At 74.0% G+C, this 25,419-nt stretch carries 23 protein-coding genes; 14 read left to right on the top strand and 9 right to left on the bottom strand.

Features of this window, described 5'->3' with window-relative positions:
* Positions 1 to 466: 466 nt before the first annotated feature.
* From AC27LF_RS09190 to AC27LF_RS09225, 8 genes are all read left to right on the top strand, one after another.
* Positions 467 to 1,279: an ABC transporter ATP-binding protein gene (locus AC27LF_RS09190; RefSeq protein WP_479663364.1), complete on the top strand. Its 813-nt coding sequence runs from the start codon at positions 467 to 469 to the stop codon at positions 1,277 to 1,279.
* A complete protein-coding gene (locus AC27LF_RS09195; protein WP_479663365.1) occupies positions 1,276 to 2,121 on the top strand; it encodes an ABC transporter ATP-binding protein in 846 nt (281 codons plus the stop codon). Before AC27LF_RS09190 ends, AC27LF_RS09195 begins: the two co-directional genes overlap by 4 nt.
* A gap of 23 nt (positions 2,122 to 2,144) precedes the next feature.
* The gene (locus AC27LF_RS09200) at positions 2,145 to 3,476 is read left to right on the top strand and encodes an LLM class flavin-dependent oxidoreductase (protein WP_479663366.1); all 1,332 of its coding nucleotides are present in this window, start codon (positions 2,145 to 2,147) and stop codon (positions 3,474 to 3,476) included.
* A gap of 214 nt (positions 3,477 to 3,690) precedes the next feature.
* Positions 3,691 to 4,488, top strand: a complete 798-nt coding sequence (locus AC27LF_RS09205; RefSeq protein WP_479663367.1) for an alpha/beta hydrolase — start codon at positions 3,691 to 3,693, stop codon at positions 4,486 to 4,488.
* Between the two features lie 188 nt (positions 4,489 to 4,676).
* Positions 4,677 to 5,174: an SHOCT domain-containing protein gene (locus AC27LF_RS09210; protein WP_479663368.1), complete on the top strand. Its 498-nt coding sequence runs from the start codon at positions 4,677 to 4,679 to the stop codon at positions 5,172 to 5,174.
* A 429-nt stretch (positions 5,175 to 5,603) separates the two neighbouring features.
* Positions 5,604 to 6,593: a CapA family protein gene (locus tag AC27LF_RS09215; RefSeq protein WP_479663369.1), complete on the top strand. Its 990-nt coding sequence runs from the start codon at positions 5,604 to 5,606 to the stop codon at positions 6,591 to 6,593.
* A 183-nt stretch (positions 6,594 to 6,776) separates the two neighbouring features.
* Positions 6,777 to 7,217 (top strand): universal stress protein, encoded by a 441-nt coding sequence (locus tag AC27LF_RS09220; protein ID WP_479663370.1) that lies wholly within the window; start codon positions 6,777 to 6,779, stop codon positions 7,215 to 7,217.
* Between the two features lie 127 nt (positions 7,218 to 7,344).
* A complete protein-coding gene (locus tag AC27LF_RS09225; RefSeq protein ID WP_404026770.1) occupies positions 7,345 to 7,767 on the top strand; it encodes an Hsp20/alpha crystallin family protein in 423 nt (140 codons plus the stop codon).
* Between the two features lie 57 nt (positions 7,768 to 7,824).
* On the opposite strand, the gene AC27LF_RS09230 is transcribed toward AC27LF_RS09225, so the two are convergent.
* The gene (locus AC27LF_RS09230) at positions 7,825 to 8,526 is read right to left on the bottom strand and encodes a response regulator (protein ID WP_479663371.1); all 702 of its coding nucleotides are present in this window, start codon (positions 8,524 to 8,526) and stop codon (positions 7,825 to 7,827) included.
* Between the two features lie 332 nt (positions 8,527 to 8,858).
* Between AC27LF_RS09230 and AC27LF_RS09235 the strand changes: the two genes are divergently transcribed.
* Positions 8,859 to 9,731 (top strand): universal stress protein, encoded by an 873-nt coding sequence (locus AC27LF_RS09235; protein ID WP_479663372.1) that lies wholly within the window; start codon positions 8,859 to 8,861, stop codon positions 9,729 to 9,731.
* A 5-nt stretch (positions 9,732 to 9,736) separates the two neighbouring features.
* Here AC27LF_RS09235 and ppk2 read toward each other — a convergent pair whose 3' ends face one another.
* Complete coding sequence (ppk2, locus tag AC27LF_RS09240) at positions 9,737 to 10,540, bottom strand: polyphosphate kinase 2 (RefSeq protein ID WP_479663373.1); 804 nt, start codon at positions 10,538 to 10,540, stop codon at positions 9,737 to 9,739.
* Positions 10,541 to 10,587: 47 nt separating this feature from the next.
* Here ppk2 and AC27LF_RS09245 point away from each other — a divergent pair, with 47 nt between their 5' ends.
* Entirely contained in the window at positions 10,588 to 12,969 is a 2,382-nt protein-coding gene (locus tag AC27LF_RS09245) for a phosphoketolase family protein (RefSeq protein WP_479663374.1), read from the top strand.
* 297 nt (positions 12,970 to 13,266) lie between these two features.
* Here AC27LF_RS09245 and AC27LF_RS09250 read toward each other — a convergent pair whose 3' ends face one another.
* The 3 genes from AC27LF_RS09250 to AC27LF_RS09260 all read right to left on the bottom strand — a co-directional run bounded on the left by AC27LF_RS09250 (position 13,267) and on the right by AC27LF_RS09260 (position 16,519).
* Positions 13,267 to 14,406, bottom strand: a complete 1,140-nt coding sequence (locus AC27LF_RS09250) for a site-2 protease family protein (RefSeq protein ID WP_479663375.1) — start codon at positions 14,404 to 14,406, stop codon at positions 13,267 to 13,269.
* 322 nt (positions 14,407 to 14,728) lie between these two features.
* Complete coding sequence (locus AC27LF_RS09255; protein ID WP_479663376.1) at positions 14,729 to 16,075, bottom strand: phosphoribosyltransferase family protein; 1,347 nt, start codon at positions 16,073 to 16,075, stop codon at positions 14,729 to 14,731.
* A gap of 87 nt (positions 16,076 to 16,162) precedes the next feature.
* Positions 16,163 to 16,519, bottom strand: coding sequence for an STAS domain-containing protein (locus AC27LF_RS09260; protein WP_479663377.1), 357 nt, complete (start codon positions 16,517 to 16,519; stop codon positions 16,163 to 16,165).
* A 299-nt stretch (positions 16,520 to 16,818) separates the two neighbouring features.
* On the opposite strand from AC27LF_RS09260, the gene AC27LF_RS09265 reads away from it, so the two are divergent.
* Both AC27LF_RS09265 and AC27LF_RS09270 read left to right on the top strand, forming a co-directional pair.
* Positions 16,819 to 17,493 (top strand): helix-turn-helix domain-containing protein, encoded by a 675-nt coding sequence (locus AC27LF_RS09265; RefSeq protein WP_479663378.1) that lies wholly within the window; start codon positions 16,819 to 16,821, stop codon positions 17,491 to 17,493.
* 161 nt (positions 17,494 to 17,654) lie between these two features.
* Positions 17,655 to 18,095, top strand: a complete 441-nt coding sequence (locus AC27LF_RS09270; protein ID WP_479663379.1) for a pyridoxamine 5'-phosphate oxidase family protein — start codon at positions 17,655 to 17,657, stop codon at positions 18,093 to 18,095.
* 6 nt (positions 18,096 to 18,101) lie between these two features.
* Here the strand turns inward: AC27LF_RS09270 and AC27LF_RS09275 are convergent, their stop codons facing one another.
* Positions 18,102 to 18,563, bottom strand: coding sequence for a pyridoxamine 5'-phosphate oxidase family protein (locus AC27LF_RS09275; protein WP_479663380.1), 462 nt, complete (start codon positions 18,561 to 18,563; stop codon positions 18,102 to 18,104).
* A 451-nt stretch (positions 18,564 to 19,014) separates the two neighbouring features.
* Here AC27LF_RS09275 and AC27LF_RS09280 point away from each other — a divergent pair, with 451 nt between their 5' ends.
* Positions 19,015 to 20,742: a sensor histidine kinase gene (locus AC27LF_RS09280; RefSeq protein WP_479663381.1), complete on the top strand. Its 1,728-nt coding sequence runs from the start codon at positions 19,015 to 19,017 to the stop codon at positions 20,740 to 20,742.
* Between the two features lie 153 nt (positions 20,743 to 20,895).
* On the opposite strand, the gene AC27LF_RS09285 is transcribed toward AC27LF_RS09280, so the two are convergent.
* The gene (locus AC27LF_RS09285) at positions 20,896 to 21,354 is read right to left on the bottom strand and encodes a Crp/Fnr family transcriptional regulator (protein ID WP_479663382.1); all 459 of its coding nucleotides are present in this window, start codon (positions 21,352 to 21,354) and stop codon (positions 20,896 to 20,898) included.
* Positions 21,355 to 21,653: 299 nt separating this feature from the next.
* Here AC27LF_RS09285 and AC27LF_RS09290 point away from each other — a divergent pair, with 299 nt between their 5' ends.
* The gene (locus AC27LF_RS09290) at positions 21,654 to 24,023 is read left to right on the top strand and encodes a glycoside hydrolase family 65 protein (protein ID WP_479663430.1); all 2,370 of its coding nucleotides are present in this window, start codon (positions 21,654 to 21,656) and stop codon (positions 24,021 to 24,023) included.
* A gap of 84 nt (positions 24,024 to 24,107) precedes the next feature.
* Here the strand turns inward: AC27LF_RS09290 and AC27LF_RS09295 are convergent, their stop codons facing one another.
* Positions 24,108 to 24,374: a DUF1876 domain-containing protein gene (locus tag AC27LF_RS09295; RefSeq protein WP_404026800.1), complete on the bottom strand. Its 267-nt coding sequence runs from the start codon at positions 24,372 to 24,374 to the stop codon at positions 24,108 to 24,110.
* Between the two features lie 88 nt (positions 24,375 to 24,462).
* Complete coding sequence (locus tag AC27LF_RS09300; RefSeq protein WP_479663431.1) at positions 24,463 to 25,260, bottom strand: thioesterase family protein; 798 nt, start codon at positions 25,258 to 25,260, stop codon at positions 24,463 to 24,465.
* Between the last annotated feature and the right edge of the window lie 159 nt (positions 25,261 to 25,419).

Consider the following 25,419-nt stretch of genomic DNA (forward strand, 5'->3'; position numbering starts at 1 on the left):
TGGCGCTGCCGGTAGATCGGTGGGCGCCGGTGGTGGGGCGGTCAGCGCCGCTGCCGGACCGGCTGTAGGCGACGGGACGCAGGGCGCTGCCGCCGAGTGGGCGGGCGCCGGTGGCGGTCCGGGCGGTGCCGCCGGTACGTCGGTGGATGCCGCTGGTGCGTCGGCCGGCACCGCCGGTACGTCTGCGGTCGCCGCCGTCGGACCGGATGGTGCTGCCGGTGGGTCGGTGGGCGCCGTTGCCGGACCGGCCGACGCCGCCGGACCGGCCGACGCCGCCGGACCGGCCGACGCCGCCGGACCGGCCGCCGCCGCCGGACCGGCTGGCGCCGGTGGTGGGTCGCATGGCGCTGAGGTCGAGTGGGTGGGCGCCGGCGACGATCCGGGTGGCGGGGCCGACGGGTTGGACAGTGCCGCTGGTGCGTCGGTCGGCGTTGTTGTCGGCGGGGCATCCGGCCCCGGCGGTGGTGTGCCGGTGCTGGCTGTGCGGGGGGTGCGGGTCAGTGATCGGGCCGGGGGCCGGGAGATCGTTCATGGGGTGAGCTTCGAGCTGACTCCCGGGAAGGTGGTCGGCATCGTCGGCGAGTCCGGCAGTGGCAAGACCCTCACCTGCCGGGCCGCGCTGGGCATCCTGCCGCCGCACTTCGAGGTGTCCGGCGGTTCGATCGAGATCGCCGGCACCGACATCGCGACCCTGACCCCCGCTCAGTGGACCGCCCTGCGCGGCGCCACGATCAGCGCGGTCTTCCAGGACCCGGCGTCCTACCTCAACCCGTCGATCCGGGTCGGCCCCCAGATCGCCGAGGTCGTCCGGGTCAAGAAGGGACTGAAGCGGCGGGCGGCCCGGCACCGCGCCGTGGAACTGCTGGCCGCGGTACGGCTGCACGACCCGGAACTGGTCTACACCCAGTACCCCCACGAACTGTCCGGCGGCATGCTCCAGCGCGTACTGATCGCCGCGGCCGTCGCCGCCGACCCGCGCGTCCTCATCGCCGACGAGGCCACGACGGCCCTCGATGTGACCGTGCAGGCGGAGATCCTGGACCTGCTCGCCGACCTGCGCGACCAGGCCGGCCTCGCCCTGGTGGTGGTCTCGCACGACCTGGCCGTCGTCGCCCAGCTGTGCGACGAGGTCGTCGTCCTGCGCGAAGGCGAGGTGGTCGAGCAGGGTCCGACCCGGCAGGTCCTGCACGATCCCCGGCACGAGTACACCCGGCTGCTCATCGCCGAACACGAGCAGTACGGCCTGGAGAAGTTCCTGACACCCCCGGAGGCGACGTGACCGGCGACCAGCGGCGAACGACCGACCCCGTCCTGGAGGTCACCGGCCTCGACGTCCGCTACGGCCCGCGCCGCCGGTCCCGGCCCGCGCTGAAGGGCGTCTCGCTCGCCGTCACCGCCGGCGAGACCGTCGGCGTCATCGGCGAGACCGGCTCCGGCAAGACCACCCTCGCCCGTGCCGTGCTCGGCCTGGTGCCCGCCGCGGCCGGCACGATCCGCATCGCCGGCGAGGACGTCAGCGGATACGGCCGCCGCCAGTGGCGCGGACTGCGCCGCCGCGGTCTCGTCCAGTACGTCTTCCAGGACCCGCTGCGCAGCCTCGACCCCGACCTCACCGTCGCCGAGTCCCTGACGGAGCCGCTGCTCGTCCAGGGCGTCCCGGCCGCCGCGGCGGCCGAACGGGCGCGCGCCTTCCTGGACCGTGTCCGGCTCCCCGCGGACCTGCTCGACCGGCTGCCCGGCGAACTGTCCGGCGGGCAGCGGCAGCGCGTCGCGGTGGCCCGTGCCCTGGTCACCGAGCCGCGACTGGTCATCCTGGACGAGCCGGTCAGCGCCCTCGACTCCGCCAACCGCGTACAAGTCCTGGAAATCCTCAAGGAGTTGCGGGCCGCCGGGGTCGCCCTCGTACTCATCTCCCACGACCTCGGCTCCGTCGTCGGGACCTCCGACCGCATCGCCGTGCTCTACCGGGGCGAACTGGTCGAGTCCGGGGCCGCCCGGGACGTCGTCAACCACCCCCGGCACCCGTACACGCGCCTGCTCGTCGGCTCCGCCCCCACGCTCCGCGCGGCTGCCACCGACCGGGCCGGCCGCGCCGCGCTGCGCGCGCTGCTGAACGCCTGACCACACCACGGAGAGGAACAGCCATGTCCCGCACGATCCACCTCGCGCTGCACCCCTACGGCGTCGGCGGCCCCGGACAGCACGGCCTGTGGAAGGACCCGCGCGTCGCGAAGAACGCCAGCATCGACATCAACTACTACATCCGCCAGGCCAAGGCCGCCGAACACGCACTGTTCGACGCGCTGTTCATCGTGGACAGCCAGTTCATCAACGCCACCTACCCGGCCCACTACCTCAACCGGCTCGAACCACTCACCCTGTTGTCGGCCGTCGCCACCCACACCCGGCACATCGGGCTGGTCGGCACGGCGAGTTCGACGTACAACTCGCCGTTCAACCTGGCCCGCCGCTTCGCCTCCCTGGACCACATCAGCGGCGGCCGGGCCGGCTGGAACGTCGTCACGAGCTTCGACACCGGCGCGTCCCGCAACTTCGGGCTGGACGAGCACCCCGACTACGCCACCCGCTACGGCCGGGCCCTGGAGTTCGTCGAGGTCGCCCGCGGGCTGTGGGACTCCTACGAGGACGACGCGTTTCCCGCCGACGTCGCACGGAACGTCTTCCTCGACCCGGCCAAGCTGCACGAACTCAACCATGAGGGCGAGCACTTCAAGGTCGCCGGGCCGCTCAACATCTCCCGTTCCCCGCAGGGCCAGCCGGTGATCTTCCAGGCCGGGGTCTCCGAGGAGGGCCGTGACCTCGCCGCGCGGGTCGCCGAGGGCATCTACGCGCCCGGCGGCTCGCTGGAGCAGGCCCAGGAGTACTACGCGGACATCAAGCGCCGCACCGCCTCCCACGGCCGCGACCCCGAGCACATCAAGATCTTCATCCACGGCGGCCCGGTCGTCGCCCCGACCGACGAGGAGGCCCGGCGGCGCGAGCGGGAGATCTTCGAGGAGGACAACGACTTCGACCGCAACCTCGCGCTCCTCGGCCGCTCCTTCGGCGCCTACGACTTCAGCGCACATGATGTGGACGCGCCGTTCCCCGACGTGGCGCACCTCGCCGAGAAGGGCGGCAGGACCGGCGCCGCGAAGATCATCGAACGGGCCCGGTCACAGAACCTGACGCTGCGTCAAGTGGCGGAGTCGGTGAGCGAGTTCCGCCGGTCGCCGTTCGTCGGGGCGCCGGAGACCGTCGCCGACACCATCGAGCGCTGGTTCGCCGCCGGCACCTTCGACGGCATCAACCTCGCCTTCCGCACCGACGACGACCTCGCCCTCTTCGTGGACGGAGTGGTCCCGCTGCTGCAGAAGCGCGGGCTGTTCCGCACCGAATACACCGCCGACACGCTGCGCGGCAACCTCGGCCTGCCGGTCCCCGCCAACCGCCACAGCCACCCCGCCCAGACATGACAGCCACACCAGCGGCCGAGCCGCGGCACGCATGGCCGCCGCCGACTTCACCGACCGGATCCGCCCCCGCAAGCCCGGCACCACCGTGTGCGGCCCGATCCGCTGCCCGGCAGCGCGGTGTACGGGTCCGGAACGCGGCGCGCCCGACGTGGCGTCCGTACCGGGTCGGCGGCGCCGCCGACCGAGCCCGAGCACTCAGGAGAGTGAGCGCGAGATGACCGAGAACACCGAACAGCCGGGCGAGAGCGCCGGCCACGCCGACCACCACACCCCCGACGGCGTCCGCACCCGCGGCACCGTCGTCGTGGTGCCCGGCAGGGGCGAGAGCCCGGCGACCTACGCCCGGCTGGGCAGGCGGCTCGCCGCCGACGCCTACCGCGTCCGCGTCGTCGACGCGCCCGACATCGACCCGGACGATCTGTCCGGGTCGCTGGCCCGCTTCGGCGCCCGGCTCGCCGACGCCGTCGCGGCCACCGCGTCCGGCGACGGCGTGGTCGAGCCCGTCGTCCTGGTCGCCGCCGACACCGGCGCCGCCGCGGTCGCCGCGCTGCTCGGCCGGACGGACCTCGCCGCGGCGCGGCTGCCGCGGGCCGTCGTCCTCGCCGGGCTGCCGGGCCGTACCGCGGCGGCGGGCGGCGACTGGGAGGACGAACTGGACGTACGCACCTCCTGCCCCGTGCACCGGGACACCCTCACCCACGACCCCCTGGTGCGGCGCGGCCGGCTCGCCGCCCCGGTGCCGCAGGCGCTGCTCACGGCGGCGTACGGCGCCGGCCTCACCGTCCCGGCCCTGCTCCTGATCGGCGACGCCGACCCGCTGGCGGACCGCGACGCCGTCGCCCACCTCGCCAAGTCCCTGCCCCGCGCCCGCCTCGCCGTGGTCCGCGGGGCCCACCACGACGTCCTGAACGACGTGCAGCACCGCTCGGTGGCGGCCGAGACCGTCACCTTCCTGGAGACCCTGCGCAACGACCTGGTGCCGGTGGTCGCGGTCGAGTCGAGCGGGTGGTGACCGGGCCCCGCGCCCGCACCGCACGCCCGCCCTCGGCCGGGTCCGGGCTGCCTGGGTGCCCGTTACCGACGCGTACGCTCACCCGTCCCGGGTGAGGCCGTCCCGCCGTCGCCCCGTGCACGCTGGCCACGAAGCGGTACACGACGAGGCGGTACCCGGTGGGCGGCTGCCCGGGACGGAGGACGGCAATGACCGCGCAGACGTACCTCGCGTACGACTATCCGCTGCTGAGCGCGTTCTGGACGATGCTCTGGTTCTTCCTGTGGATCATGTGGTTCGTCCTGCTGTTCCGGGTCGTCCTGGACCTCTTCCGCGACGACGCCCTGAACGGCTGGGCCAAGACGGGCTGGCTGATCTTCGTCATCGTGCTGCCCTTCCTCGGCGTCTTCGTCTACCTCGTCGTCCGCGGCAGGGACATGGGGCGCCGCGAACTGGCGCAGGCGCATGCGCAGCAGGAGGCGTTCGACAGCTACGTCCGCAGGACCGCCGCGGGCGCGCCGCACCCCAGCAGCGCCGACGAACTCACCAAGCTCTCCGAGCTGCGCACCCGCGGCGACATCTCGGACGACGAGTTCCGCCGCGCCAAGGAACTGGTGCTGACAGGACACGGCGCCGGTGCCGGCACCGGGGGCGGACCGGGCGCCGGGGGAGGAGCGGGCGGCGCCCCGGGATCCGCCGGACACTGACCGGCACGGCCACGGCGCCGGCCGGCGGGATTCGTGCGGCATGCAGGGGGCGATCGGCCCCGGGGTGGGGCCGTTCGGCCCCTGCGGGGGTGACGCACCGGGTGCGAGGGTGGCCACAGGCCCGGGAGATCCGCGGTGCGGGCGCCCGTCCGTCGGGTGCCCCTTGCCTCCTCGGCACCTCGCCCCGCCCGTGCAGCGTGACGGCGCGGAGCGGCGGTGATCACGGGCGGGGCGGGCCCGCGCGCGGGAACGCAAGGACGGCGGTGTCCGTCGTCGCGTACCCCCGGACGGCCGCGCGGGCCCGGCTCCCGCCCCGGCACGCGGCGGAGCCCCCACTGCGTCGACCGGCCGGCCGGCCGGCCGGCATCGCCGCCCCGTCCGCGGCGCGCGGGGCGGGCGGCACCGGGCGAGCGAGCGGAGGTGCGTGTCATGGCCGTCACCCTCGCCCTGGCGGGCGACGCCATGCTGGGCCGTGACGTCGCCCAGACCCTCGCCCACAAGACACCCCGCCCCCTGTTCAGCCCCGCCGTGCACCACGCCGTACGGGACGCCGACCTGTTCCTGCTCAACCTCGAATGCTGCGTCTCCGACCGCGGGCGCCCGGTGGACCTGCCCGGAAAGACCTTCTTCTTCCGGGCCCCGCCGCGGGCCGCCGACGTACTGGCCGCACTGGGCGTCGACGTGGCGGTCCTGGCCAACAACCACGCCCTCGACTACGGGCCCGACGCGCTCCTGGACACCAGGACCCGGCTGGCCCGGGCGGGCATCCGCAGCGTCGGCGCCGGCCCCACCCGCACCGAGGCCCGCGCACCGCTGCGCCTGGACGCCGGCGGACTGCGCATCGGCGTCGTCGCCGTCACCGACCATCCCCCCGAGTTCGCCGCGGACACCGACCGCCCCGGCGTGGCCTACGCCGACCTGTGGCGCAAGGACGTACCGGCCTGGCTCACCGAGACGATCGGCGCCCTTTGCGAGGAGACGGACCTGGTGCTGGTCAGCGCGCACTGGGGGCCGAACATGACCGCGCGCCCGGTCCCGCACGTCCTGCGGGCCGCGCCCGTGCTCACCGGGGCCGGGGCCGGTCTGGTCGCCGGGCACTCGGCCCACGTCTTCCACGGCTTCACCCGGCACGTCCTGTTCGATCTGGGCGACTTCATCGACGACTACGCCGTCCACCCGGCGCTCCGCAACGACCTCGGCCTGCTCTGGCTGGTCACCCTCGACGGGCACGGCCCGCTGCGCACCGAGGCGGTCCCCCTCGCCCTCGACCATTGCCACACCCGGCTCGCCGACCGGGCGGAGTACGCCTGGATCGCCGACCGGCTCGGGCGCGCCTGCGCCGAACTGGGCACCGACGTCGTCGACGAGGGCGAGCGGCTCGCCGTCACCTGGTCGCGGCCGGCGGCCCGGGCCGGCTGACCCCGCGCGCCGGGCCACCCGGACGCGCCGCCCCCGGCCGCTCTTCCGTGGCGGTGCGGCCGGGACCGGCGCAGCGTGGAGGAAGGAGGACGCAGGAGGACGCAGAAGGACGCGGGAGGACGCAGAAGGACGCAGCGGGACGCTCGGCGCGGCGGGCAGTGGGCCGCGGGAGAGGCGGGACGGATGGACACTCGGACGGAGCCGCGGATCGTGGTGGGCGTCGACGGTTCGCCGTCCTCGCACGCGGCGGTGCGCTGGGCCGTACGCTACGCCGGCCTCGTCGGCGGCCGTGTGGACGCGGTGGCCGCATGGGAGATGCCCGGGATCGAGAGCTGGTCGGCGCCACCCGTTGACAGCGACTTCGACGAGGACAACGCCCGGCGACGGCTCGCCGAGCAGTTGCGCGAGGCCCTGGGGGCCGAGCCGGCGGGCTCGGTCAGGGCACTGCTGGTGCGCGGCCATCCGGTGGACGTGCTGCTGCGGGCGGCGGAGGGCGCTCAGGCGCTGGTCGTCGGCAGTCACGGGCGGCGCGGTTTCGCCCGCGCCCTGCTGGGCTCCGTCAGCCAGCACATCGCCCAGCACGCGCGCTGTCCCGTCGTGATCGTGCGCCCCGAGGGGCCGTGACCCGCGTCGCGGACCGCAAAGGGACCTTGGGGCCCCGGGCATGGGCTGTTCGGCCTCAGCGGGCCGACGGGCGGCGCGGTGCACTGGAAGTGCCAGCAGCCGCAACCACGGCCGAGGAGGTACGGCGATGACGTCACTGACACGCAGGCAGAGGTTTTCCTTCCCGGAGATTCCCGACTGGTTCGAGACCTTCCCCGCGCGGTTCGCGATGCCGACCATGGGCGACCTGTACACGGTCCGCGTCGAGGACTACATGGAGCAGGGCCGCTACGTCCTGCGGGCGGAACTGCCAGGACTGTCCCCGGAGGACATCGACGTGGTCATCGGCGACGGGATGCTGACCGTCAAGGCCGAACGCAGCGAACGGGACGTGGAGAAGAACCGCAGCGAGATCCGCTACGGCACCATGAGCCGCAGCGTCACCTTGCCGCCCGGCGCCGACGAGGACGACGTCAGGGCCGACTACACCGACGGGATCCTCACCGTCAGCGTGGGGATGGGCAGCGAGAAGGCCGAGGCCAGGCACGTCGAGATCCACCACGGCGCCTGATCCGCCGCCCCGCGGGCCCCGGCGGTCCCGCGGGGACGCCCCGGGCCTTCGGGGCCGTCATCCGGCCGGGCGTCCGCCCGGCTCCGGCTGGTCCAGATGGGAGGCGAGCACCGCGGCCTGCACCCGCCGCTGCACACCCAGCTTGGCCAGCAGCCGCGAGATGTGGTTCTTGACGGTCTTCTCCGACAGATAGAGCCTCCTGCCGATCTCCCGGTTGGTCAGCCCGTCGCCGATCAGGGCGAGGATGTCCCGCTCGCGCGGCGACAGACTCGCCAGTTCGGACGGCACGGCGGGAGTCTCCGCGGGATCGGCGCGCAGGGAACGCATCAGCCGGGCCGTCGTCGCCGGGTCCAGCATCGACTGGCCCGAGGCGACGGTCCGCACCGCCGAGACCAGGTCCGAGCCCCTGATCTGCTTGAGGACATAGCCCGAGGCACCGGCCATGATGGCGTCGAGCAGCGCGTCCTCGTCGTCGAACGACGTCAGCATCAGACAGGCCAGGTCCGGCATGCGGTCGCGCAGTTCGCGGCAGACCGTGATGCCGTCGCCGTCCGGGAGGCGCACGTCGAGCACGGCGACGTCCGGGCGCAGCGCCGGACCGCGGACGAGCGCGTGCTCCGCCGTGTCCGCGTCGCCGACCACCGTGATGTCGGGCTCGGAGTCGAGCAGATCGGCCAGCCCGCGTCGTACGACCTCGTGGTCGTCCAGCAGGAACACGCGGATGGGGTCCTGCTCCGTGAAGGTGCGTGTCTCGGTCATGCGTCCCTCGTTCCCGGGTTGAGGGCAGACGGCCGGCTGCCCACGACAAGGATCATCACCCGTCCGGCCCGTCGGCACTAGGGCCGACCGGCCCCCTCGCCCCGGCCGCCGCACGGGCCGGGCGGACCCGACACGGGACCAGCGGCCCCTGCCGCGCGGCGCCCCGCGACCACCAGGCTGGCACCGGACGGCATACAGCAACCCCCTGCCCCGCCTGTCCCCTTACCGCGGAGGTGGACGAACATGGCCCGCGTCATCGGCCCGCGCACCCCGGGCACCTCCGGCGCACTCGCCGGGATCGGCCTCGATTCGAGCGCAGAACGGTGAGCGCGATGGACCGGCCGGTCGTCGTCGGTGCCGACGGCTCCGAGCACAGCCTGCGGGCGGTCGACCTGGCCGCCGACGAGGCCGCGCTGCGCGGGGCGCCGCTCAAAGTGGTGTACGGCTCCCTGTGGGAGCGCTACGAGGGCGCCGCGCTCGCCCACGACCTCGGCAGGCCGTCCGGGCAGGTCACCGGCGAACACGTCCTCGCGAGCGCGGTGCTGCGCGCCCGGCGCCGCCAGGACGGGCTGCGGGTGACCGCCGAGTCGGTGCCCGAGGAACCGGAGTACGCGCTGATCCGGGAGAGCCGACTGGCCGCCGCGGTGGTCGTGGGCTCCCGCGGACGCGGCGGCCTGGCCGAGGCGCTGCTCGGCTCGGTCGCGACGACGGTCGCCGGCCGCGCGCACGGCCCGGTGATCGTGGTGCGCGGCGGCCCCGGCGACCCAGCCGGCTCAAAAGCGCGCGGCCGGGTCGTGGTGGGCGTCGGCGAGAAGCCCGCCGACTCGGCGGCCGTGCGCTTCGCCCTGGACGAGGCGCGGCTGCGCGGGGTGCCGCTGGACGTCGTACGGGCCTGGCGCACCCCCGCGTTCGCGAGCGCCGACAGCCCGCTGTTCGCCGACGAACCCGCCCGGCTGTACGCGCAACTGGCCGCCGAGGCGCTCGATGAGGCACTGCGCCTGGCACCGGCCGACGTGCGGGTGCACCGGCACACCGTCGAGGGTCCGGCCCGGCGGGTGCTGGCCGAGTTCTCCGCCGGCGCCGACCTGCTGGTCGTCGGGGCCAGACACCGTGACGGTCACTTCGGTCTCAGGCTGGGCCGGGTCGCCCACGGTGTGCTGCACCACGCCGCCTGCCCGGTCGCCGTCGTCCCGCAGCCGGGATGAGCGGCTCACAGACTCGCCGCATGGTCCGGTACATAGGTCTGCAGATCGCGCGGCGGGCGTTCGTAACCCGTCGACGGCGGCCGGTGCGGCAGCTCAAGCACCGGCGGAGGCACCTCGTGGTACGGCACCGAGCCCAGCAGATGGGCGATCATGTTCAGCCGCGCACGGCGCTTGTCGTCGCTCTCCACGACGTACCACGGCGCCTCGGAGATGTCCGTGTGCACCAGCATCTCGTCCTTCGCCCGGGAGTACGCCTCCCAGCGGGTGATCGACTCCAGGTCCATCGGCGACAGTTTCCAGCGCCGCACGGGATCCTCAAGGCGCCGCCTGAACCGCTCCTGCTGCACCGTGTCGCTCACCGAGAACCAGTACTTGCGCAGCAGGATCCGGTCCTCCACCAGCATCCGTTCGAAGAGCGGGCATTGCCGCAGGAAAAGCCGGTACTCCTCCGTGGTGCAAAAACCCATCACCTGCTCGACACCGGCCCGGTTGTACCAGGACCGGTCGAACAGCACGATCTCCCCGGCGGCCGGCAGATGCGCCACGTACCGCTGGAAGTACCACTGGGTGCGTTCGCGCTCGGTCGGCCTGGGCAGCGCCACGATCCGCGCCACCCGCGGGTTCAGATACTCCGTGACCCGCTTGATGGTGCTCCCCTTGCCCGCCGCGTCCCGCCCCTCGAAGATGACGACGAGGCGCGCGCCCCGCATGCGCACCCACTCCTGGAGCTTGACCAACTCCGTCTGCAGCCGCAGCAGTTCCTTCTCGTACGTCTTGCGCGGCAGCCTTGCCGCCTGCTTGCCGGCCATGCCGCCTCCACCCCGATGACCCGTGCCGATGACTTCCGGAGCCCCCCATGTCCCCTGCCGAACACCAGGACGCCACCGTACTTTCCGACGCGGAACTGCGCACCCTGGACGCCCACTGGAGGGCCGCCAACTACCTCGCGGCCGGGCAGATCTACCTGCTCGCGAACCCGCTGCTGACCGAGCCGCTGCGCCCCGAGCACATCAAACCGCGGCTGCTCGGCCACTGGGGCACCTCACCCGGCCTCAACCTCGTGTACACCCACCTCAACCGGGTGATCAAGGCGCGTGGCCTCGACGCCCTGTGCGTGTGGGGCCCCGGGCACGGCGGGCCGTCCGTCGTGGCCAACTCCTGGCTGGAGGGCAGCTACAGCGAGACCTATCCGGACGTGTCGCGGGACGCCGCCGGGATGGCGCGGCTGTTCCGGCAGTTCTCCTTCCCCGGCGGCGTGCCGAGCCATGTCGCCCCGGAGACGCCCGGCTCGATCCACGAGGGCGGCGAACTGGGCTACTCCCTCGCCCACGCCTACGGGGCCGCGTTCGACCACCCCGGTCTGCTGGTCGCCTGCGTCATCGGTGACGGCGAGGCGGAGACCGGCCCGCTGGCCGCATCCTGGCACTCCGACAAGTTCCTCGACCCGGTGCACGACGGGGCCGTCCTGCCGATCCTCCACCTCAACGGCTACAAGATCGCCAACCCGACCGTGCTCGCCCGGCTGCCCGAGCCCGAACTGGACGCGCTGCTGCGCGGCTACGGACACGAACCGATCCATGTGTCCGGCGACGACCCGGCGCAGGTGCACCGCGCTCTGGCCGCCGCCTTCGACGACGCCCTGGACCGCATCGCACGGGCCCAGCACGCCGCCCGCGAGCAGGGCGGCACCGAGCGCGTGCACTGGCCGATGATCGTGCTGCGCACCCCCAAGGGCTGGACGGGGCCCGCCGAGGTCGACGGCGTACCGGTCGAGGGCACCTGGCGCGCCCACCAGGTTCCGCTGCCCGGCGTCCGGGAGAACCCCGGGCATCTGCGGCAACTGGAGGCGTGGCTGCGCTCCTACCGGCCCGAGGAGCTGTTCGACGCGGCCGGCCGGCCGGTCGCCGACGTCCTCGCCTGCGTTCCGGCCGGCCGGGCGCGGCTCGGCGCCACTGCGTACGCCAACGGCGGCCTGCTCGTCCGCGAACTGCCCATCCCCTCCCTGGACGACTTCGCCGTACCGGTGGACAAGCCGGGCGGCGGCCCGCACGAACCGACCCGGGTCCTCGGCGGCCTCCTCGAACGGATCATGGCGGACACCCGGGACCGCCGGGACTTTCGGCTGGTCGGCCCGGACGAGACCGCCTCCAACCGGCTGGAGGCGGTCTTCGGGGCCAGCGGAAAGGCGTGGCAGGAACGGATCCTTCCGGTGGACGAACACCTCGACCGGCACGGCCGGGTGATGGAGATCCTCTCCGAGCATGTGTGCCAGGGCTGGCTTGAGGGCTATCTGCTGACCGGCCGGCACGGGCTGTTCTCCTGCTACGAGGCGTTCGTGCACATCGTCGACTCGATGGTCAACCAGCACATCAAGTGGCTCAAGACGTCCCGCGAACTGCCCTGGCGGGCGCCGGTCGCCTCCCTCACCTACCTGCTGACCTCCCATGTGTGGCGGCAGGACCACAACGGCTTCTCCCACCAGGACCCCGGCTTCGTCGACCACGTGCTCAACAAGAGCCCCGAGGTCGTCCGGGTCTATCTGCCGCCGGACGCGAACACGCTGCTGTCCGTCGCGGACCACGCCCTGCGCAGTCGCGACTACGTCAATGTCATCGTGGCCGGCAAACAGCCGTGCTACGACTGGCTGTCCATGGACCAGGCCCGCGTCCACTGCGCGCGCGGCGCCGGCGTCTGGGAGTGGGCCGGCACCGAGAACGGCGACGAACCCGACGTGGTGCTCGCCTGCGCGGGTGACGTGCCCACCCAGGAGGTGCTGGCCGCCGCGCAGTTGCTGCGCCGGCATCTGCCCCAGCTCGCCGTGCGCGTCGTCAACGTCGTCGACATGACCCGGCTGCTGCCCCACGAGGAGCACCCGCACGGTATGACCGACTTCGAGTACGACGGCCTGTTCACCGCCGACAAACCGGTGATCTTCGCCTACCACGGCTACCCGTGGCTGATCCACCGGCTCGCCTACCGCCGCCACGGCCACGGGCATCTGCACGTACGGGGCTACAAGGAGTCCGGCACCACGACCACCCCGTTCGACATGGTGGTCCGCAACGACCTCGACCGCTTCCGGCTGGTCATGGACGTCATCGACCGGGTACCGGGGCTCGCCGTGCGGGCCGCCGGGGTGCGTCAGGCGATGGTGGACGCGCGTACCCGTCATCACGCCTGGATCCGTGAGCACGGTGCGGATCTGCCCGAGGTCGCGGACTGGAGCTGGACCGCCTGACGCCACCCCGCCGCCCGCCGTCGCCCGGAGCACGACCCTGCGGCGGCGGCACGGGCCCGCCGCTCCGGCGAAGGGCGAGAGCCTGCCCTGTTGTGCCGGGCAGCGGTCTGCGCGGCGGACGTGGTCGCGGCTGTGTCCGGGGCGCCGAGTGGGTGTCTTCCTGCTCGCGGACCGTGCGAAGCGTGCCGGGCGTCGTGGGCCGGCCGGGCGGGGCGACGGACCGGTCCGGGCGCGTGCGTGCACCCCGTCGGGAGCGGCGGGCCCGCAGGCGGCGGGCCCGCAGGCGGCGGGGCCGGGTCAGAGCGGTTGGCGGGGTGCTGTGGTGGGCCAGGTCAGGGCGCGGGTGATGTCGGCGAGGGTGACGATGCCGACCAGCCGATCGCCGTCGAGCACGAGGGCCCGGTGAATGCCGCTGCCCTGCAACCGGGGCAGCAGGTCCACGACCGGCTCGTCGGGGGCGACGGTCACGACGTCCGGCAGGCGGCGCATCACGTCGCCCACCGTCGTCCGGGACCGGGCCCGCTGCGGGGTGCGGTCGGCCATGGCCATGGTGAACAGCCCGGCCACCGAGCCGTCCGGCGCGACCACAGGGAAGGCGGAGTGCCGGTAGGGGCCGAAGGGCCCCTCGGCGAGGAAGCCGGCGATCGTCGTCCAGGACGGGACCGTGACCGGGTCCGCGGTCATGACCCGGCCGACCGGCACGCCCTTCAGCGCGCCCTGCATCTCCGCCTGCCGCACCTCCGCGGTCGCCGCCGCGATCAGGAACCACCCGATCAGCGCCGACCACAGGCCCGAGAGGTTCCCGGCGAACAGGACGGCCGCGAAACCGGCCGCCACCAGGAACCAGCCGAGCCCCCGCCCCGCGGCCGACGCGCCCCGGGTGGCCCGCAGCCGGTCGCCGGTGCGGTGCCACAGGAACGCCCGCAGCAGCCGTCCGCCGTCCAGCGGGGCCGCGGGCAGCGCGTTGAACACGGCCAGTACGACGTTGATCGCGGCCAGCCAGGCCACGGCCTCCACCAGCAGCCCGGAGACCCGCAGCGCCGCCAGCCACTCCGCGAGGCCGACGAACACCCCGCCGGCCAGGGCGCTGGTCAGCGGCCCCACACCCGCGATGCGCAGCTCCGCGGCTGGCGACGGTGCCTCACCGCGCAGCCGGGCCGCGCCGCCCAGCATCCACAGGGTGATGCCGTCGACCTGCACGCCGTTGCGCCGCGCGACCACCGCGTGCGCGAGTTCGTGGACGAGCAGGGAGACGAGGAAGACCACCGCGGTCAGCAGCGCGAGCGCCCAGTAGACCGTGGCGGAGTGGCCCGGATGGGCCGCGGGGAAGCGGCCACGGGCCAGGACGAGCGTCACCAGTACGACGATGACCAGCACGCTCCAGTGCAGCCCGACGCGCACGCCGGCGATCCGGCCGAGGGACAGCGTCTCCTTCACGAACCTCTCGCCTCGCCCTCCGGCTCCCGGTCCCCGAGCCACCGCCCGCCCGGCGGACAAGGCCGGACGGTGCCGCCCCGCGGAGCACTCCCGCGGTACGTCCATTGTCCGGCGCCACCCGGCAAACCGGACAGACCGGATGGATCAAATGGAACAGACAGGGCGGATAAAACGGGCAGAGTGGGCGCCGGGCGCTGCGGTTCGACCGCGTCCCGAAGGGGCGCGGGGCTGCATTGATATGCGGCTCCGCCGCGCGGGCACGACCAGCCACGACGGCGCCGCAGACGACCGACGGCACAGCGCGGCATTTCCAGCGGAGCGCTCAGCCGCGCTCCGTTCCCGGCGCCTCCGCTTCGGGCTTCGCGGGTTCGCGACTCGTCGCCCCCGGGTGCCCGAGGTGGGTGTCGAACCAGTCGCGGGCCAGGGCCGCGGCCGCGGCGAGGGTGCCGGGCTCGGCGAACAGATGGCTCGCGCCCGGCACGACCGCCAGCCGGTGCTCGCAGCGCAGCCAGTCCGCGGCCAGCCGGTTCAGGCTCAGCACCCGCGTGTCGCGACTGCCGACGATCAGCAGCGTCGGCGCCCGGACCCGGGCCAGCGCGGCGGGGGAGGCGAGGTCGGGACGGCCTCCGCGGGAGACCACGGCGCCGACACCGGGGTCGCCGGCGGCGGCCTCCAGCGCCGCCCCGGCGCCGGTGCTCGCGCCGAAGTAGCCGACCGGCAGCCCGGTCTCCCGGCGCAGCCAGGCGGACGCGCCCTGCAGCCGGCGGGCCAGCAGCACGATGTCGAACACGTTGTGCCGGTCGCGTTCCTCGTCCTCGGTGAGCAGGTCGAGCAGCAGCGTGCCAAGACCGGCCCGGTTGAGTACGGCGGCCACATACCGGTTGCGCGGACTGTGCCGGCCGCTGCCGCTGCCGTGCGCGAACGCCACCACGGCGGGGGCCCGGTCGGGCAGCACGAACCGGGCGGCCAGCCGCACCTTCCCGGCCGGCACCTCGACCTCCCGGTTCGGCGGGTGCGGCCGGGCGGCGGGTGCGGGCCCGGCGGCCCGCCCGAGCAGCGCGGCGACCTCGTCGTCACCGGTCTGCGTGAAGTCGTGGTACCAGGCGCCGACCGCGCCCAGATGGCGCGGTGTCTGAAGGCACACGACCTGGTCGGCCACGCCCCGCAGCCGGGCGAGCGTGTGCTGCGCGCCGACCGGCACGGCGAGCACGATCCGGGCCGCGCCCGCGTGCCGCACGACACGGCAGGCGGCCTCCGCGGTGGCACCGGTGGCCACGCCGTCGTCCACGATCACCACCGTCCGCCCGGGTACCGGCACCGGGTCGCGGCCGGCCCGGTACCGGTGCAGCCGCCGTTCCAGTTCCGCCCGTTCCGCCTCCTCGACGGCGGTCAGCTCGCCCGGTCCGAGGCCGGTGTCCGCGACGACGTCGTCGTTGAGCACCCGCACGCCCCCTTCGCCGATCGCGCCGAATCCCAGTTCGGGCTGCCAGGGCACGCCGAGCTTGCGCACCACCAGCACGTCCAGGGGCGCGGCCAGTTCCCGGGCCACCTCGTAGGCGACGGGCACGCCGCCCCGGGGCAGCCCGAGCACGGTCACGTCCGTGCCGCGCAGCGGCTCCAGCCGCCGGGCCAGGCGGCGTCCGGCGTCGGTGCGGTCCTCGAATCGCATGCGGCACCTCCCTGCCCGCCCCGCGGACCACCACCCGCGTCCCCGGGGAGCGCTCCGGCCGGGCCGGCCGTGTCCCGGCCGCGTCGGTCAGTCGTCGCCGAGGACCGGGAGCCGCGGGTACACCTCGAAGACGTCCATCAGACCCGTGGCCTTCAGCAGCCGCAGGAAGGCGGCGCTGTCGGTCACCAGGCGCAGCCGGCCGGCCCGGTCGTGCACCCGGTTGCGGGTCCGGCACAGCACGCCGAGCCCTGCGCAGTCGATGAAGTCCACCGTGCGCAGGTCGAGCACCAGGTCGGGGCGGGGTCCGGCGGTCAGTGCGTCGAGCCGTGCGGACAGGTGGGAGGCGACCAGCAGATCGATCTCACCGTGCAGCGTCACGACTGTCGCCCCGTCGACGACCCGCGCCGTGGGCGGCGGGCCGGAACCGGTCCGGTTCTGCGTCATGCAACGAGGTAAGCCCGTGGAACCGGCCTGCGGAAGGGCCGGTCGGTACCCGACGAGGGGCCCGCAGGGTCCATCGGTCCCGGCGGGCCCGCGGACGGCTGGGCCCCGTCGGCCGGACAACGGGGCCCGACCGGCCCAAGCGCGGCCCCAGGACCGCGCACAAGCTGAATCCGGGGGCGGTTCCGGACCCGGATCCGCCGGTCGGCGCGGGCCGCCGAGACCGCCCGTTCAAGGCGGCGCTCGGTGCGGAAGCGCGCGACGTGGCCGTTCGGGACGCCTGACGAGAGGACGTGACGGCCATGACGGAACACTCCCTGACCAACGTGGCGGAGGGCACGCCCCTGGGCGATCTGGGCCGGCGGCTGGCGGCCCGGCGCACCCAGCTCGGCCTGTCGCGGCGGCAGACGGCCGCGCGGGCCGGCATGGCGCCCAGCTACCTCCGCTACCTGGAGGAACATCCCGGCGCTGCACCGGGCAGCGGCACCCTCATGCGGCTCGCCGAGGTCCTTGAGACCACGGTGAACGATCTCACGGGCGGCACGGCGAACCTGCCGCCGGGTCCCGGACGGGCCGCCCGCGCCCCCGAGTTCACGGAGCTGAGCGCGGACGAGTGCCGCTCCCTGCTGGCCTCGCACGGCGTGGGCAGGCTCGGCGTGCCCACGGTCTCAGGCCCGGTGATCGTGCCCGTCAACTACAGCGTCGTCGACGACACGATCGTCTTCCGGACCGCGCAGGGCACCACGCCGGCGCTGGCCGCCGGCTGCCAGGTCGCCTTCGAGGTCGACCGCATCGACGACGCGTTCAGCCGGGGCTGGAGCGTCCTGGCGCGCGGACACGCCCGGGCCGTCACGGACCCGGATGAGGAACGCCGGCTCGTGGCCCGGGCGTACAGCACGCCGTGGGCGGGCGGCCACCGGAACCTGTGGGTGCGCATCGACCCGTACACCCTCACCGGGCGCCGGATCACCGTCTGAACCGGGACCGGTCCGGCCCAGGACCGGTCCGGCCCAGGACCGGTCCGGTCCCGGGTCCTTCGCCGGGGCCGCCGGGACCGACGGCCCTCGTGCCCGGTGCGGACCCGCGCGCAGGATGGACGGGCCACCACGGCCGTACCCAGGTGAGAGGCGGGACGCAGATGTACGCGAACGACGGATTCCGCGAGCTGGACCGGCAGGAGTGCCTGCGGCTGCTGGCGAAGGCGCCCGTCGGCCGCATCGTGCACACGCGTCAGGCGCTGCCGGCGGTGCTTCCCGTGAACTTCTCCCTGGACGCCGACGGCACCGTGCTGCTGCGCACCTCCGCGGCCTCGGAACTCGTGCGGGCGATCCACGGATCGGTGGTCGCCTTCGAGGCCGACCAGGTCGACCCGGACCGGCAGTCCGGCTGGAGCGTCGTCGTCACCGGCGCGGCCACCGTGGTCACCGACGCCGCCGAACACGAACGGCTGGTGCGCACCGGCCCGCGCTCCTGGGCGCCCTCGCCGCACGAGGTCTTCGTACGCATCGCGCCGGAACTGGTCACCGGGCGGGAACTGGTCGGCGGCCGCACCCTCTACCGACTGGACCTCGCCCCGTGAACCGCCTCACCCGGGCACGGGCCGGGACGGCGGCGCGCCGTCCGCGGTGAGACGGATCCCGGAGACCAGGTCCGGGCGGATACGGACCGCGTGGTCCATGGTGCGCGCCACCCACGGGTGCAGCAGCCGCTGGTAGCGGGCCAGTTCGTCCGCGTCGGTGACCAGCCGGGCGTAGCCGGTGACCACCACGCTCCAGCCGAGGCGCGTGTCCGGGTCGATGGCGTCGGCCTCGTAGGCGACGACCACGCCCGAGCCGTCGGCCCACCGGGCGTGCGACGTCAGCTCCGCGCCCTCGTGGGTGCGGATGACGATGTCGCCGCCGTCCAGGACGTGATTGACCGGGCGGATCGTGGGCAGCGCGTGCCGGGTGAAGACGATCCTGCCCAGCGGCACGCTGCCGAGCAGCCGCAGGGCTTCGGCCCGGTCGAGTTCCACGCTCCGGCGCGGTCGGTCGTCGTTGCTGGTCATCGCGGCTTTCCGTACGGGTGCGCGGCGCGCTGCGCGGTGCCGCGGTGACATCGCGAGCGGCCGTGGACGGATCGGACAGATCATTCGAACCGCGCCGCGGGCGGTTTCGCTAGGGTCTTTCGGCCCAGGAAACGACCTTCGCCCGGCCGGCCGAGTCCCGTCGGCCGGCCGCGCCCGGGGCGGTCGGGCGGTCAGCGGCGGTGCCGCGGCACCGGGCTCGGGCCGCGCCGGGGCACCGGGTACGGACGGAGCGACACCGCGGGGGATCGGTGCCGCTCCTGAGCCCACTGTCGCCGCTGCCGGGCGCCCGCCACCAGGGCCGACCGGCCCTGCCCGGTGCGCCGTGCGGCCCCGCCGGGAATCCCGTACCCGTACCGCCCGGGGCCGTGGACCATTACCGTGGCACATGACAGGCCGGGCGGTGCCCACGAGGGCAGCTGGAGGAACGCAGGTGGGAAGCTCAGGCGAGTTCCGGGAGGCCCGCGTCCGGCTGCCGCAGCTGAAGCTGGACGAGCTGCTGGAGGAACTTCAGGCCCGTATCGACGCGGCCCGCGGCACGCGTGACCGTGTGCACAGCCTGCTGGAGGCGGTGCTCTCGGTCGGCCGGGAACTGGATCTCGAACAGGCCCTGCACTCCATCGTGGAGGCCGCCCTGGTGCTGGTCGACGCCGAGTACGGCGCCCTCGGCGTGATCGGCCCGGACGGGCGGCGGCTGTCGGCCTTCCACACGGTCGGCGTCACCGGGGAGCAGATCGCCGAGATCGGCCCGTTCCCCGAAGGACACGGCATCCTGGGCGAGTTGATCCGACGCCCCGAACCGCTCCGGCTGGCGAAGATCTCCCAGCACCCGGCGTCCTACGGCTTCCCGCCGAACCACCCACCCATGAACACCTTCCTCGGCGTCCCGATCCGGGTACGCGACCAGGTCTTCGGCAACCTGTACCTGACCGAGAAGCGCGGCGGGGCGGAGTTCGACGAGGAGGACGAGTCGGTGCTGTCCACGCTCGCCGTGGCGGCGGGCGTGGCGATCGACAACGCCCGGCTGTACGAGGAGTCCCGGCTGCGTGAGCGATGGCTTGAGGCCAACGCGGAGATCACCCACAGCCTGATGGCGGGCAGTGAGCGCGCCCAGGCCCTCGTTCTGATCGCCGACCGGGCCAGGGAGATCACCGGCTCGGCCCTGGCGGCGGTGGCGCTGCCGATGGAGGAGACCGGGTCACTCACCGTGGAGATCGCCGTCGGGACGGACTCCGACGCGCACCGCGGTCTGGTGCTGCCCATGGAGGAGAGCCTGATGGGGCTCGCCTTCGCCGCCGCCGCGCCGGTCACCAGCGCGGACGTCTCCGACGACGACCGGGTCTCCCAGCAGCCCCCGCGGTTCGACGGGCTCGGGCCCGCCGTGGCCGTCCCGATCGGCACGGGCGGCGGTGTGCGGGGCGTGGTCCTGCTGGTGCGCGAGCTGGGGCAGGCGCTGTTCTCGGCGCAGGAGACCGAGACCCTGCAGGGCTTCGCCGCCCAGGCCGCGATCGCCCTGGAACTGGCCGAGCGCCGCCAGGACGCCCAGGAGATCGCGGTGCTCAAGGACCGCGACCGGATCGCCCGCGATCTGCACGACCTGGCGATCCAGCGGCTGTTCGCCACCGGGATGACCTTGCAGAGCGCGGGCCGGTTCATCGAGCACGCGGAGGCGTCCGAACGGGTGCTGCGGGCCGTGGACGACCTGGACGAGACCATCAAGATCATCAGGTCCACCATCTTCGGGTTGCGCGCCCGGGAGGGCGGGGCCGACGGCGGGGGGCTGCGGGCCCGCGTGGTACGGGTGGCCGGGGAGGCCGCGCCGGTGCTCGGGTTCGCGCCCAGTGTGCGCATGGAGGGACTGGTCGACACCGATGTGCCGCGGGACGTCGCCGACCATGTCGTGGCCGTGCTCTCCGAGGCCTTGACGAACGTCGCCCGGCACGCGCACGCCGACCGGGCCGAGGTGGTGCTGACCACGGACGGCCGGGAGGTGCGGCTCACGGTCGCCGACAACGGCGTGGGCATCCCGCCCGGGGGCCGGCGCAGCGGCCTGAGCAACCTGGCGGAACGCGCCGAACAACTGGGCGGCCACCTGCACCTCACCACACCCCCCAAGGGCGGCACCACCCTGACCTGGCAAGCCCCCCTCCCCACCCGATAGCCGCCCCGACAGGGGCGCGGGGAACGGCGCGATCAACCACAACGCCCCCGCACCCGCCACTCTCCCGAACCCCCGAGCTAATAGGCGAAAGCTCCCGCACCCGCCGAACCCCCGCAACCTCCGAGTCAATAGGCGTCCCCGCCAAACCCGAGGTCAGGGCCGAAGCCCACTGCCGTACGGCGCGTACAAGTCGAGCAACCGGATACGCGACGCATGCAACCGCTGCGCAACCACCCGCCCCACCCACACCGCAACGGCCCGCCCGAACTCCGCATCCTGCGCGCACAGAGACCGCACGGTCCCCGCATCGAACTCGTACGCCCGCACCGGACTCGCCGCCTCGGCCCCCAGCTGCCACAGATACGGCGGGAAGTGCCAGGACCAGCCGACCAGTTCACCCGGGCCGAGGGACTCGACGACGGCCGCACGCCGCCCCGGCACATGCAGGTCGAGGGCGACGGTACCGGTGCGCACGATCCACAGCCGGTCGGCCCGTCGGCCCTCCTCGAACAGCCGCGTGCCGGCCTCGAAGGAGACCTCGCGGGCGATCCGCATCAGTCGTTCGCGGTGCTCGGCCGCGAGGGCCGCGTTCAGGGTGGTGGCGGAGGTCATCGCACCGGCTCCTTTCGTTCGCTGCCCGAGGCGGGGCGGCGCCCAGCGCCGTGGGGCTCTTTGTTCAAGCGTGTCCGCGCGCCCGGCCGGACGCCACGGGCCGCACGGACCGCACCCCGGGTCGTTCGGCCCCGGTGGCGGACGAACCGCCTCGCACCGTCCGCCCACCGGTGCGAGGGTGAGACGAGGGGCGTCCCCGTGCCGCACCACCGGCGGCCCGAGGAGAGGCGGCGGCGATGACGTGGCCCCTGGAGAAGAAGGACCGGACGGGCCCGCAGGACGCGACGAAGGGGGCCGCAGTGACCGGCTGGACCTGGGAGTACGACGGCTACGACCCCGCTGACGAACGGCTCAGGGAGTCGCTGTGCACCCTCGGCAACGGCTACTTCGGCACGCGCGGCGCGCTGCCCGAGTGCGTGGCCGACGACGTGCACTACCCCGGCACGTACGCGGCGGGCTGCTACGACCGGCTCACCTCCGAGGTGGCGGGCCGGCAGATCGAGAACGAGGACCTGGTCAACCTGCCGAACTGGCTGCCGCTGCGCTTTCGCCCCGCGGGGCACGACTGGCTGACCCCCGACACCGCGACAGTGCTCGGCCACCGCAAGGTCCTGCACCTGGACTCCGGCCTGCTGGAGCGGCACACCCGCTACGGGCTCGGCGACGGCCGGGTGCTGTTCGTGCGGCAGTTGCGCCTCGTCCACATGGCCGACCCCCATCTGGCCGCGCTGCGCACCGAGTTCACCGCCGAGGGCTTCGCCGGCGCACTCGACGTCGAAGCCGCCCTCGACGGCCGGGTCAGCACCTCGGGCGTGGCCCGCTACCGCGATCTGGACGGCCGCCATCTCACCCATGTGCTCACCGGTGCCGCCGCCCCCGACACCATCTGGCTGCACTGCCGCACCCGCACCTCGGACATCCGGATCGCCCTGGCCGCGCGTCTGAGCGCGGACGTGCCGGTGACCGTCGCGCACGAACACCTGCGGGCCGTGCAGCGGCTGCGCCTGAGCCTCACCCCCGGCCGCACGGTCCGCGTCGACAAGACCGTCGCCCTGCACACCTCCCGCGACCTCGCGATCAGCGACCCGCTGCGCGCCGCCACCGACCGGGTCGGCGCCGCGGGCGGCTTCGGCGAACTGCTCGCGGGGCACCGTACGGCCTGGGACCGGCTGTGGACCCGTACCGGCCTCGACGTACCCGGCCGGGCGGGTCACATCCTGCGGCTGCACCTGTTCCATGTGCTCCAGACGCTCTCGCCGCACACCGCCGACCTGGACGTGGGCGTGCCCGCCCGCGGGCTGCACGGGGAGGCGTACCGCGGCCATGTCTTCTGGGACGAACTGTTTGTGCTTCCCTACCTCAACCTGCACTTCCCGGAGGTCTCCCGGGCCCTGCTCCGCTACCGCCGCCGGCGCCTGGGCCAGGCCCGCGCGGCGGCCCGCGCGATCGGCCGGCGGGGCGCGCTGTACCCGTGGCAGAGCGGCAGCGACGGCCGCGAGGAGGCGCAGCGGCTGCATCTCAACCCGCGTTCCGGGCACTGGCTGCCGGACCACTCCCACCTCCAGCGGCACGTCGGCTCGGCGATCGCGTACAACGTGTGGCAGTACTGCGAGGCGACCGGCGACACGGAGTTCCTGCACTCCGAGGGCGCCGAGATGGTGCTGGAGATCGCCCGTTTCTGGGCGGACTCCGCCCACCATGACACCCACCGGGGCGGGCACCGCATCCTCGGCGTGGTCGGCCCCGACGAGTACCACGACGCCTATCCCGACGCGCCGCGCCCGGGCCTGGACGACAACGCGTACACCAATGTGGTGGCCGCCTGGGTGCTGGCCCGCGCCGTGGAGCTGCTGCGCACCCTGCCCGAGCCGCGGCGCGGCGAACTGGTCGAGGGCATCGGCCTCGCCGACGACGAGCCCGAGCGCTGGGAGGAGGTGTCCCGCACCCTCCATGTGCCGTTCCACGACGGGGTGATCAGTCAGTTCGAGGGGTACGGCGACCTCGCCGAACTCGACTGGGAGTACTACCGCAAGCGTTACGACGACATCCGGCGCCTGGACCGGATCCTGGAGGCCGAGGGCGACACCGTCAACCGCTACAAGGCGTCCAAGCAGGCCGACGTGCTGATGCTCGGCTATCTCTTCTCACCCGCCGAACTGTGCTCCCTCTTCGAGCGGTTGGGGCATCGGCTGGACGAGGAGACGTGGCGGCGCACCGTGGAGTACTACCTGCGCCGCACCAGCCACGGGTCCACCCTCAGCGGCCTGGTCCACGGCTGGATCCTGGCCCGGGCCAGGCGCGCGGACGCCTGGATGTTCTGCCAGGAGGCCCTGCGCGGTGACATCGCCGACCTCCAGGGCGGCACCACCGGCGAGGGCATCCACCTGGGTGCCATGGCCGGCACCCTGGACCTCGTCCAGCGCGGACTGACCGGACTGGAGACCCGGCAGGGGGCGCTGTGGCTCGATCCGGTGCCGCTGCCGCAGCTGTCGTCGTACGGGTTCTCGCTGCGTTACCGGGGTCACTGGGGCGTCCGGCTGCGCCTGGAGCACGGGAAACTGGAGGTCGCCGTCCCGCCGTCCGACCTTCCCCCGGTCGAGCTCCGGCTGCCCGACCGCACGGTCGGCGTCCACCCCGGTGAGACGTTCCTCCTGATGCTCCCGGACTGACGGCCGGCACCCGCGCGCACGCCGAGGCGCCCCCGCGGGCGCCGTCGCCCACAGGGGCGCCCATGTGCCCGGCACCCACTGGTGTCAGCGGTGGACGGGCCCGGCCATCTGCACGATGTCGTCGGCGGCCACGTCATGCAGCCGTACGGCAAGGTCCTCCAGGGCCCGGCTGGCGGCCAGTTCGTCGCCGACCTCCGGGATCGGCCGGTCGACCGGATTGCGCCGGGCGAGGCCCCGCCCGGTCAGGCGGGACGTGTCCCGGGTGGTCAGCACGGCACGCGCATGCGTGTCGTCGCCCTCCTCGGTGATGTAGATCTGCACGGTCCACTGCTTGGCTTCCACCGCGTCCACCTCCCACGAACAGCCCTTCCCCCGCCACGCTGCCGCGCCGGCCCGCCCCGAGTCCAGTGCCGAACGGCCCTTTCCGCACGGCTGGCGGTCAGGTGTCGTTGCCGGGCAGGGGGCGGACGGTGAGGATCTGCTGGGCCTGGCCGACCGGTCCTTCGGCGTCGTGCAGGACCGTGCTGGTCAGCCCCTGTCCGGTGGGGCCGAAGACGACCGTCGTGTCGAGGCCGGCCCAGCGGCCCGTGGGGCGGCGGTGCAGATGGAGGGTCAGGTCCACGTTGGGGAACATCCAGGCCGTGGGCGACTGGCGTACGGCGATGCCGTTGGCCGTGTCGACGAGGGTGACGTACCGGGCGAGCGCGCTCGCCCGCTCGCCCGCCACCAGGTCGAGGTCCGTGGTGACCCAGGCGGTGGTGCGGCCCGGCCGGGGCGGGGCGACGGTGCGCACGTCCAGGGAGGCGATGTAGCCGCCGGGCCACAGCTCGCTCATCGTCCACCGGTCGCACCGGTCCGGGGCGGGGAGCCCGTCGCCGGCGCCGCCGGCCACCCTCGTGGTGTCCAGGCCGGCCAGCAGCCACAGACGGCCCCTGACCACCGGGCGGCCCGCGATCAGGACGACGGCTTCGAGCAGTTCGATCGTGCGCCCGGGGCGTACGCTCTCCACCTGGATCTCGCACTCGTCGAGCGCCGGACGCCCGAGGATGTCATAGCTGATCCGGGCCGGAACCAGACCGGTGTCCGGGCGCCCGGCCAGATACCCGTCGACGGCGTGCACGATGAGCCCGCCGAGCGGGCTGAAGTGCTGCTCGTCGGGGCCCCAGGCGCCGCTCGCGTGCGGGGTGGGCTTGAAGCGGTGCTCGTCGATGCGCTCGTAGTAGCTGCCGGTGTTCAACGGACTCCTCTTCCCGGGCCGCTCACAGGGCGTCGAGCAGGCCAGATGGACGGCGGTGCCGAGCCCCACGCTCACGCTGGTGCGCCGGCCGGACATCGGTCGAACCCTATGGTGACCGCCGCGGCGAGCGGCGCGTACCCCGGGGTGCGCGGACCGGCC

The sequence above is a fragment of the Streptomyces diversicolor genome (assembly GCF_057537855.1).

Bases quoted from the DNA above. Each gene is read 5' to 3' on its own strand.
- AC27LF_RS09220 (WP_479663370.1), top strand. From the start codon at position 6,777: ATGGACACTCGGACGGAGCCGCGGATCGTGGTGGGCGTCGACGGTTCG.
- AC27LF_RS09270 (WP_479663379.1), top strand. From the start codon at position 17,655: ATGTACGCGAACGACGGATTCCGCGAGCTGGACCGGCAGGAGTGCCTG.
- AC27LF_RS09205 (WP_479663367.1), top strand. From the start codon at position 3,691: ATGACCGAGAACACCGAACAGCCGGGCGAGAGCGCCGGCCACGCCGAC.
- AC27LF_RS09260 (WP_479663377.1), bottom strand. From the start codon at position 16,519: ATGACGCAGAACCGGACCGGTTCCGGCCCGCCGCCCACGGCGCGGGTC.
- AC27LF_RS09210 (WP_479663368.1), top strand. From the start codon at position 4,677: ATGACCGCGCAGACGTACCTCGCGTACGACTATCCGCTGCTGAGCGCG.
- AC27LF_RS09200 (WP_479663366.1), top strand. From the start codon at position 2,145: ATGTCCCGCACGATCCACCTCGCGCTGCACCCCTACGGCGTCGGCGGC.
- AC27LF_RS09265 (WP_479663378.1), top strand. From the start codon at position 16,819: ATGACGGAACACTCCCTGACCAACGTGGCGGAGGGCACGCCCCTGGGC.
- AC27LF_RS09255 (WP_479663376.1), bottom strand. From the start codon at position 16,075: ATGCGATTCGAGGACCGCACCGACGCCGGACGCCGCCTGGCCCGGCGG.
- AC27LF_RS09235 (WP_479663372.1), top strand. From the start codon at position 8,859: ATGGACCGGCCGGTCGTCGTCGGTGCCGACGGCTCCGAGCACAGCCTG.
- AC27LF_RS09275 (WP_479663380.1), bottom strand. From the start codon at position 18,563: ATGACCAGCAACGACGACCGACCGCGCCGGAGCGTGGAACTCGACCGG.
- AC27LF_RS09215 (WP_479663369.1), top strand. From the start codon at position 5,604: ATGGCCGTCACCCTCGCCCTGGCGGGCGACGCCATGCTGGGCCGTGAC.
- AC27LF_RS09225 (WP_404026770.1), top strand. From the start codon at position 7,345: ATGACGTCACTGACACGCAGGCAGAGGTTTTCCTTCCCGGAGATTCCC.
- AC27LF_RS09230 (WP_479663371.1), bottom strand. From the start codon at position 8,526: ATGACCGAGACACGCACCTTCACGGAGCAGGACCCCATCCGCGTGTTC.
- AC27LF_RS09245 (WP_479663374.1), top strand. From the start codon at position 10,588: ATGTCCCCTGCCGAACACCAGGACGCCACCGTACTTTCCGACGCGGAA.
- AC27LF_RS09285 (WP_479663382.1), bottom strand. From the start codon at position 21,354: ATGACCTCCGCCACCACCCTGAACGCGGCCCTCGCGGCCGAGCACCGC.
- ppk2 (WP_479663373.1), bottom strand. From the start codon at position 10,540: ATGGCCGGCAAGCAGGCGGCAAGGCTGCCGCGCAAGACGTACGAGAAG.